The 7,735-nt window shown below is 49.5% G+C and carries 7 protein-coding genes; 4 read left to right on the top strand and 3 right to left on the bottom strand.

Translation table 11 applies throughout. From position 1 onward, the window contains the following. Positions 1–95: 95 nt before the first annotated feature. The 3 genes from RTV33_RS14520 to RTV33_RS14510 all read right to left on the bottom strand — a co-directional run bounded on the left by RTV33_RS14520 (position 96) and on the right by RTV33_RS14510 (position 3,104). The gene (locus RTV33_RS14520; RefSeq protein WP_312645427.1) at positions 96–833 is read right to left on the bottom strand and encodes an SH3 domain-containing protein; all 738 of its coding nucleotides are present in this window, start codon (positions 831–833) and stop codon (positions 96–98) included. Between the two features lie 98 nt (positions 834–931). After that, positions 932–1,579, bottom strand: a complete 648-nt coding sequence (locus tag RTV33_RS14515; RefSeq protein ID WP_396327522.1) for a superoxide dismutase — start codon at positions 1,577–1,579, stop codon at positions 932–934. A 139-nt stretch (positions 1,580–1,718) separates the two neighbouring features. Then, positions 1,719–3,104, bottom strand: coding sequence for an MATE family efflux transporter (locus RTV33_RS14510; RefSeq protein WP_312645423.1), 1,386 nt, complete (start codon positions 3,102–3,104; stop codon positions 1,719–1,721). 331 nt (positions 3,105–3,435) lie between these two features. On the opposite strand from RTV33_RS14510, the gene RTV33_RS14505 reads away from it, so the two are divergent. From RTV33_RS14505 to RTV33_RS14490, 4 genes are read left to right on the top strand one after another with little or no spacing between them, the layout of a single operon-like run. Next, on the top strand, positions 3,436–4,368 hold the full coding sequence (locus RTV33_RS14505) for a MurR/RpiR family transcriptional regulator (protein WP_312645422.1): 933 nt from the start codon (positions 3,436–3,438) through the stop codon (positions 4,366–4,368). Next, the gene (gene murQ / locus RTV33_RS14500; protein WP_396327523.1) at positions 4,346–5,221 is read left to right on the top strand and encodes an N-acetylmuramic acid 6-phosphate etherase; all 876 of its coding nucleotides are present in this window, start codon (positions 4,346–4,348) and stop codon (positions 5,219–5,221) included. The genes RTV33_RS14505 and murQ overlap by 23 nt, the downstream gene beginning before the upstream one ends. 26 nt (positions 5,222–5,247) lie before the next feature. Then, positions 5,248–6,666 carry a PTS transporter subunit EIIC gene (locus RTV33_RS14495; protein ID WP_312645419.1) on the top strand — a complete coding sequence of 473 codons (1,419 nt, stop codon included), beginning with the start codon at positions 5,248–5,250 and terminating at the stop codon, positions 6,664–6,666. Further along, positions 6,659–7,735, top strand: a complete 1,077-nt coding sequence (locus RTV33_RS14490; RefSeq protein WP_312645418.1) for a MupG family TIM beta-alpha barrel fold protein — start codon at positions 6,659–6,661, stop codon at positions 7,733–7,735. Before RTV33_RS14495 ends, RTV33_RS14490 begins: the two co-directional genes overlap by 8 nt.

The following is a 7,735-nucleotide window of genomic DNA, read 5'->3' as shown; positions in this document are numbered from 1 at the left end:
TTCTACGATTGGAGGTCTTTTTATTCAATGTCCATTTTTCTTGGTGCTAAGCACAGCGGTATTCCGCTGCGGCTCTTTTTAATGCAAAGAACTGTCTATACCTCGATATACCGTGCGGCAGCATAACCGACGGTGCCGTTGTAGTTCACCACATACCAGCCCTGCCATTCACCCAATACAGTAATGGGAGCTCCGTTGGGAGCACGGGCGATTACAGGCGCACCGGTGTTGGGGCGGCTGCGGATATTGAGATTTCCCGATGTAACACGGACGGTACCGCTTTGGGCAGGCTGTGCATAGATAAACGGAATGCCAAAATATTCGGCAAGCGATTGCACAACATTAATGGCGATCTCCTGAATATTGTTCGTAATCCAGTTCGCATCTTCAACATTATCGTGGTATGCAAATTCAATAAATACACTTGGTGCCCGTGTTAGGCGCACCTCACCAAGGTAGGTGGTAGGAACAGCGCGCACCAGCGATGGGATGGGATAAATTTTCTTTAAATTGCGGGCAATAATGTTGGCAGCACGCTTTCCTTTTTCGCTGTAAGGGTAGTAGTAAACATCGGTGCCGCGAACCTCGCCATAGCGCCCCTCGGGCGCAGCGTTGGAGTGCAGGGCAAGGTGCAGGTCGTAGTTGCCTTGATTGGATTGTCGTATGGACGATGCGGCAGTCATATCAGGTGTGTTGCGCACGTATTGAATCCCTGTGGAACGCAAATAGGGAAGCATCGCATCCGCAATCAGGTTCATGTAATATTCCTCGGTGCCGCCCGTGACATACAGGTTGGCTTCTTGCGTAGACGGACTGAGATAGATAGTCGGCATAGTATTCCTCCAAAACAGATTATGTTTTCATCAAAACACATTCCATTTTACGCAGTGTCATCAAATTACGTGAAAAATCTGCGGGCTGTAGAAAAACATTACGAATAAAACCGGGGGCCGCCCAAGCAGCTTAAATAGCGCTCATTTGCCACCGGCCAGTTGATGGTGTTGAACCAGTTGTCAATGTAATTGGCACGGAGGTTGTGATATTTCAGATAATAAGCATGCTCCCACACATCCATTACCACAATCGGGCAAAGCGGCAGCGGAACATCCTGATTCGGGGTGGAAAGTATCTGCAGCTTGCCTGCACCATCGCTGACAAGCCATGCCCAGCCCGAGCCAAAGCGGTCGAGCCCTGCCTGCTTTAGCCGTTGTTTAAAAATATCGTAACTGCCAAATTGCTGCATAATTGCATCGGCCAACGCGCCCACAGGCTCGCGGGTTGAATCGGGGGTCATGCCGGAAAAATACAGGTTGTGGTTATACACGCCACCGCCGTTGTTGCGCACCGCTGTCTGTATTGGCCGGGGGATACGCCCCAGATTGGTGAGCAGCTGGGTCAGGCTCCAGTCGTGAAAACGAGGGTAGTTTGCAAGTGTTTTGTTCAGGTTTTCTACATAAGTACCCAGGTGCTTGTCATGATGCAGGTGCATCGTTTCTGTGTCAATATACGGCTCCAGCGCGTCGTAGGCGTACGGCAGGGGCTGAAGCTCAAAGGGGTAGTGATCAGCCAAAAGAACCATCCTTTCTTAAATATGCTATTATCAGTATATTAAAAGTAATTGGTTCTTGCGCCTATTTGCTTTTAAATGCGGGCATACATTGTATATATGGATATAAAAAAGGACGCTTTCTTATGAAATCGTCCTTTTTAATGTGCAATTATGCCTCTGCAGCCGGTGTTTCGCCACTAAGTGGCTGCAGATTCTTGATGTGCTTGCGATACAGCAGAGAAAAGATAACCAGGCTCGCCGTAAACGATACCGTCTCGGCAAGGGGGAAGGCATACCATACAAAATTCAGCCCCAGCTTTGAAAGGAAGTATGCCAGCGGCAAAATCAGCACCAGCTGACGCAGTATAGAGATGAGCAGGCTTCTGCCGCCCATGCCCACCGCCTGAAACAGCGTAGAGAACATGATTCCGAGTGCAGCCGGAATAAAGCATAGTGCAATAGTGCGCAGTGCCGGTATACCAATTTGCAGCATCTCGGCGTTTGCATCGAAAATCATCAGCAATTGTTCAGGTGCCATAAAGAACAGTGCTGTACCGGCGGCCATAATTGTTAGCGCAATCACAAGGCCGATTTTCAGCGCATCCATCAAGCGCTTTTTGTTGCGCGCGCCATAGTTGTAACCCATAATGGGCATTACACCGTGCGTTAAACCAAACACCGGCATGAACACAAACGATTGTAGTTTAAAGTAGATGCCAAAAATAGCAACTGCAACATCTGAGAAGGTAATGAGGATAGCGTTGATGCCCATTGTCATTACCGAACCGATCGACTGCATGATGATGGAGGGGAATCCAACCGCATAAATATCTTTAATCGTTTTTGCATTGAATTTAAAGCCCTTGAGCGAGATGTTGACCGCGTGGTTTTTCGCCAGCCCCATAATTACAACAAAGATCATGCCAAGAATCTGGCCGGCCACGGTGGCAACTGCCGCACCGCGAACCCCCATTTTGGGGAAGCCAAACAGACCAAAAATCATGATTGGGTCGAGAATAATGTTGGTGACCGCGCCGATGAGCTGAGAGAACATCGGGATAATCATGCTGCCGGTGGATTGCAGTGTTTTTTCCATGTTAATCTGAATAAACATGCCAAACGAGCAGATGGTGACAACGTATACATAATCACAGCCCATCTGGTAGATGAGGGGGTTTGAGGTAAAGCTGCGAAAAAACAAGCTTGTCCCAAAAATACCCAACAAAGCTACCGCTAAGCCGCTGAGTGCACCCAGCATAATGCCGTGGGTTGCGGCACGGTTTGCTTCTTCTACACGGCCCTCGCCCAAACGGCGCGAAACTAGCGAGTTAATACCCACACCGGTACCCACACCAATTGCAATCATTAAGTTTTGAATGGGAAAAGCAAGCGACACTGCGGTGAGCGCTTCGACCCCCAGCTTTGCAACAAAATAGCTGTCTACAACGTTGTAAAGCGCCTGAACCAGCATAGAAAACATGGCGGGCAGCGACATAGACAGAATCAGTGCAAGCATGGGAGCACTGCCCATTTTGTTTTTAGACATTTCTTCCATTTAAACACTCCTTACTCTTGTGCGAAAAAATCCCCACACTACTGAAGTGTGGGGTGTTGTTTTAAATAAGTCACCAATTTCAACCACTTATGTATCTATTCTATTGCTTTTCGCTGCAAATGTCAATTGTTCGCCAAAAAGACTTTGAGCTTTTGCCCAAATGTTAAACGTGTTTTTTGTATAGTTTGTTTGTTTTTATTTAAAATATTACTATAAAACTCAATCTACAAAGCCAATATTTGTCAATATATGGTACAAAGTTTCATAAGTATGATAAAATGTTGATATAATTGTTTCGAAAGAATAAAATGGTGATAAGGAATGATGCTGTATGAAAAGTGTTCTTGTTTTGCTGAAAGAATATCAGAATCAGGCGTCGTCGGCAGAACGCACAATTATTAAATTTCTGCTGGAAAAACCACAGCAGTCGGTAAGCCTCAGTATCCATAAGCTGGCGGAGGCAAGCTTTTCGTCGCCCTCCACTGTCATTCGCCTATGCCGTAAGCTTGGGTTTGACGGCTATAAAGAGTTTCGCAGTGCTATCATCTATGAACTGGCGGTGCGACAGCAAAGTGTTACCGAGGAGCGTAAAGAAATCGGAAAATCGGATAGCATTGAGGAGATTGTGGATAAAATTACATACAAAAACATAATATCTCTCGAGAACACAAAAAACCTTACCGATATGAAGACGCTCAAGCAGTGTGTAAAGCTGATTTGCGACTGCCGCAATATCTGCCTGTTTGGCATAGGTTCGTCTTTGGTGGTGGCGCGCGACGCACACCTCAAGTTTTTGCGGCTCAATAAGCCCTGTTTTATCAATGACGACTGGCATTCGCAGCTGCTGCAGGCACGCAACATGTCCCCGCAGGATGTGGGCATTGTAATCTCGTACTCGGGGCAGACGGTTGAGATGCTGGAATGCGTGCGTGCTATGCGCGTGGTTGGCGCGCCGGTGATTGCAATTACACGTTACGATTCTTCCCCCCTTGCCGAGCTTGCCGACCACAACCTTTATGTAGCGGCGAATGAGTCAACTTTTCGCAGCGGTGCGATGTCCTCACGTATATCTCAGCTCAATATTGTCGATATTCTATATACGGCATTTGCAAACAGCCGGTATGATTATTGCCTTGAGCAGCTCTCAAAAACACATATCCTAAAGCCCAAATCCACACGGTTTGTAATAGAAACCACAGAAAATAGTAAAGGAGTGACTTCAGTTGCTGGATCTGACCAAGATGACAACCGAAACCAGAAATGAACGCACCACCGATCTCGATATTATGACTCCGCTGGAGATCGTCACTGTTATGAATGATGAGGACGCAAAAGTGCCGGCGGCAATTCGCGAAGTGCTGCCCCAAATTGCGCAGGCGGTAGAATGGGTTACCCAGTCGCTTCGGGCGGGCGGCAGACTTATTTATATGGGCGCGGGCACCAGCGGCAGGCTGGGTGTACTCGATGCAGTAGAGTGCCCCCCCACATTTGGGGTATCGCCCGATTTGATTGTGGGGCTGATGGCGGGCGGTGAAAATGCCTTTGTCAGAGCGGTAGAGGGCGCGGAAGACAGCCTTACCATGGGCGTTGACGACCTCAAAAACCGAAACCTTTGCCAAAAAGATATTGTAATTGGCATTGCGGCAAGCGGAAGAACACCATATGTAATCGCCGCACTGGAATACGCGAAAACACTTGGCTGCCACACCGTGGCAATTGCCTGCAACCACGGCTCTGCAATCGGCAAGGCCGCCGAGCTTGCCATTGAGCCGATTGTCGGCCCAGAGGTGCTCACCGGTTCTACTCGTTTAAAAGCGGGCACCGCACAAAAGATGGTACTCAACATGATCTCCACCGCCTCGATGGTGGGTGTTGGCAAAGCATACCACAACCTGATGGTGGATGTAATGCAAACCAACGAAAAGCTGCATGTGAGGGCGCAGAACATTTTAATGGAGGCAACCGACGTTGACCGTGAGACGGCAAAAAACCTTTTAGAGCAGGCGCAGGGCAGCGTAAAGCTGGCTATTGTTATGGCACTGCAAAACTGTGATGCCAAACAGGCAAAAGAAAAACTGGAACGTACACAAGGGCATGTTAGGGGTGCCCTGCAATAGAACAAAGAAAGATTGAGGTGTTATGTATGACAAACAGCGAGTTAGCCAAAAGAATTTTGGAGCTGGTTGGGGGAAAAGACAACATTGTAGCGGCAACAAACTGCATGACAAGGCTTCGTCTGACACTCAAAGACGCTTCAGTGGCACAAAAAGATGAGCTGAAAAAGGTTGAGGGAGTGCTCGGACTGGTGGAGGACGGCGACACCGTGCAAGTGGTTGTCGGGCCAGGCAAGGCAAAAAAACTGATGGATATCTGTCGCGAGGAATTTGGTGTTGAAGCTGTTGCAGCAGATTGGCAGCAGAACAAAGAGACCATGAAAGCAGGGCAAAAACAAAACGGGCTGAAAAAGGCGCTTCGCACCATCGCAGAAATTTTCATTCCGCTGATTCCGGCTATCATCGCGGCGGGGCTGTTCAACGGCTTGGCAAGCTTGCTCGGCCAGATGATGACCGACAAGGTTATCGCCTCCGAGGGCATCTGGGCGCTGATTAGAACAATGTTTACCTTGATTGGCGGCGGTTTCCTCAGCTACTTTGCAATCTACACCGGCATCAATGCAGCAAAGAAATTTGGCGCGACCGAGGCGCTCGGCGGCATGGTAGGCGCTATGTCGATTATGGCACAGATCGTAGATATCTCAAAGTTCTTCGGGCTGTACAACGAAGCGGTTCCACTGGAATCGGTGCTTACCACCGGTAAAGGCGGTATCATCGGTGTAATCGTGGGTGTATGGATTCTTTCGAAGATTGAGCGCTGGGTGCGCAAGCGCGTCCCCGATGTGCTCGACCTTATCGTTACTCCGCTGATCTCCCTGCTGGTAACTGCAATTTTGTTTGTGCTCATTATCATGCCGGCTGCGGGCTTTATTTCCGACTGGCTGGTGAAAGCGCTAAGCGTCATCATCAACTCGGGCAACCCGGTTGTTAGTGTTATTTCAGGTTATGTTTTGTCGGCTGTGTTCCTGCCAATGGTTCTGCTTGGCTTGCACCATGGTCTCATCCCCATCTATGCAATCCAGCTTGAAACCATTGGCGGCGTAACCTTGTTCCCTGTGCTTGCTATGGCGGGTGCAGGTCAGGTCGGTGCGGCAATCGCTATCTACCTCAAGGCAAAGAGAGTTGGCAACAACAGAATGCGCAAGGTCATTACCGGTGCTCTGCCCGCAGGCTTACTGGGCGTTGGCGAACCGCTGATTTACGGTGTTACCCTGCCAATGGGCAAACCGTTTATCACCGCCGGTTTGGGCGCTGGCTTTGGCGGCGCGTATGTGATGCTTACGCATGTTATGTCGGTTGCATGGGGCCCGTCGGGCTTGGTTGCAATTCCGCTGATGTCCAACACCATGGGTATGCTCAACTTCTTCATCGGTTTGCTTATTTCTTATGCAGCGGGCTTTATCATCACCTACTTTGGCATTAAGGATTCGGAAGTTGCAAATGCTTAACGGATTGGGTTTTTCGGTTTATCTTTCTCTGTTCGAGGCACAGAAAGAGCATCTGCAAAAGCTGTACCGCAAGGGCAGCTATGTGTTTACCTCGTTTCATATCAGCGAGGAGCTTGACGAAACCTACCCAGCACGGGCAAAAGAAATGTGCCGGTGGCTCAGCGCCGCCGGCTTCCGTGTTGTGGCGGATGTCTCGAAAAAGACGCTTGGATTTTTTGGTACGAACGACATCATCGGGTTTGCACGTGAGATGGGCATTGAAATTTTGCGTATTGACTACGGCTTTACCGATGATGAGATAGTGGCGCTTGCCATGCAGATGCCCATTGCGGTGAACGCGTCCACGTTGGGCGATGCGCTTGCAGAGCGTTTGGCAACCGCTAAAAACAGTATTTATGCGATGCACAACTTTTACCCACGCCCCGAAACGGGGTTGGATGAAGCGTTTTTTCGCAGGTGCAATGAACGGCTTCACCGGGTGGGCATAAAAGTGCTGGCGTTTATACCCGGCGATACAGCACTGCGCGGCCCTATTTTTGAAGGGCTGCCCACACTGGAATGCCATCGAGGCCAGCCGCCATACGTCAGCTACCTTGATTTGGTACAAAACTACCAGATTGACGGCGTTTTTGTAGGCGACGGTAGGGTGAGCGAGGCACAGCTCGCCATGATCGACCGATATTGTACCACGGGAGTCTGCCCCATTCCGGCTTGTTTGGAAACAGGCGGTGAGGGGCTGTACGGCAGAACGTTTACGGTTCGGGCAGATTCACCCGCGTGCACCATGCGTTTTCAAGAATCGCGCGAATACTCTTGCTTTGGGCGTGCCATTACGCCGCAAAACTGCGTAGAACGCACAGCGGGCTGTATTACAGTGGATAACATCGGTTACAGCCGCTATTCTGGGGAGATTCAGCTGGTTCGCACCCCGCTGCCCGCTGACGAACGGGTAAATGTCATTGGCAGGGTGCATGAATGCTACCTTGCGCTGACAGAATCTGTACCAAATGGCGGTAAACTGGTGCTCATCCCCGCGGACTTAAAAATGCCGGCTACTTTGAAAGACTAA

The sequence above is a fragment of the Hydrogenoanaerobacterium sp. genome, from assembly GCF_032017025.1.
Lineage (GTDB): Bacteria > Bacillota > Clostridia > Oscillospirales > Ruminococcaceae > Hydrogenoanaerobacterium.
The sequence above is the reverse complement of the archived record's forward strand: the minus strand, read 5'-3'. Positions and strand labels throughout refer to the sequence as shown.

Coding starts and splice junctions, on each gene's coding strand:
- RTV33_RS14520 (WP_312645427.1), bottom strand. CDS start 833: ATGCCGACTATCTATCTCAGTCCGTCTACGCAAGAAGCCAACCTGTAT.
- RTV33_RS14515 (WP_396327522.1), bottom strand. CDS start 1,579: ATGGTTCTTTTGGCTGATCACTACCCCTTTGAGCTTCAGCCCCTGCCG.
- RTV33_RS14510 (WP_312645423.1), bottom strand. CDS start 3,104: ATGGAAGAAATGTCTAAAAACAAAATGGGCAGTGCTCCCATGCTTGCA.
- RTV33_RS14505 (WP_312645422.1), top strand. CDS start 3,436: ATGAAAAGTGTTCTTGTTTTGCTGAAAGAATATCAGAATCAGGCGTCG.
- murQ (WP_396327523.1), top strand. CDS start 4,346: ATGACAACCGAAACCAGAAATGAACGCACCACCGATCTCGATATTATG.
- RTV33_RS14495 (WP_312645419.1), top strand. CDS start 5,248: ATGACAAACAGCGAGTTAGCCAAAAGAATTTTGGAGCTGGTTGGGGGA.
- RTV33_RS14490 (WP_312645418.1), top strand. CDS start 6,659: ATGCTTAACGGATTGGGTTTTTCGGTTTATCTTTCTCTGTTCGAGGCA.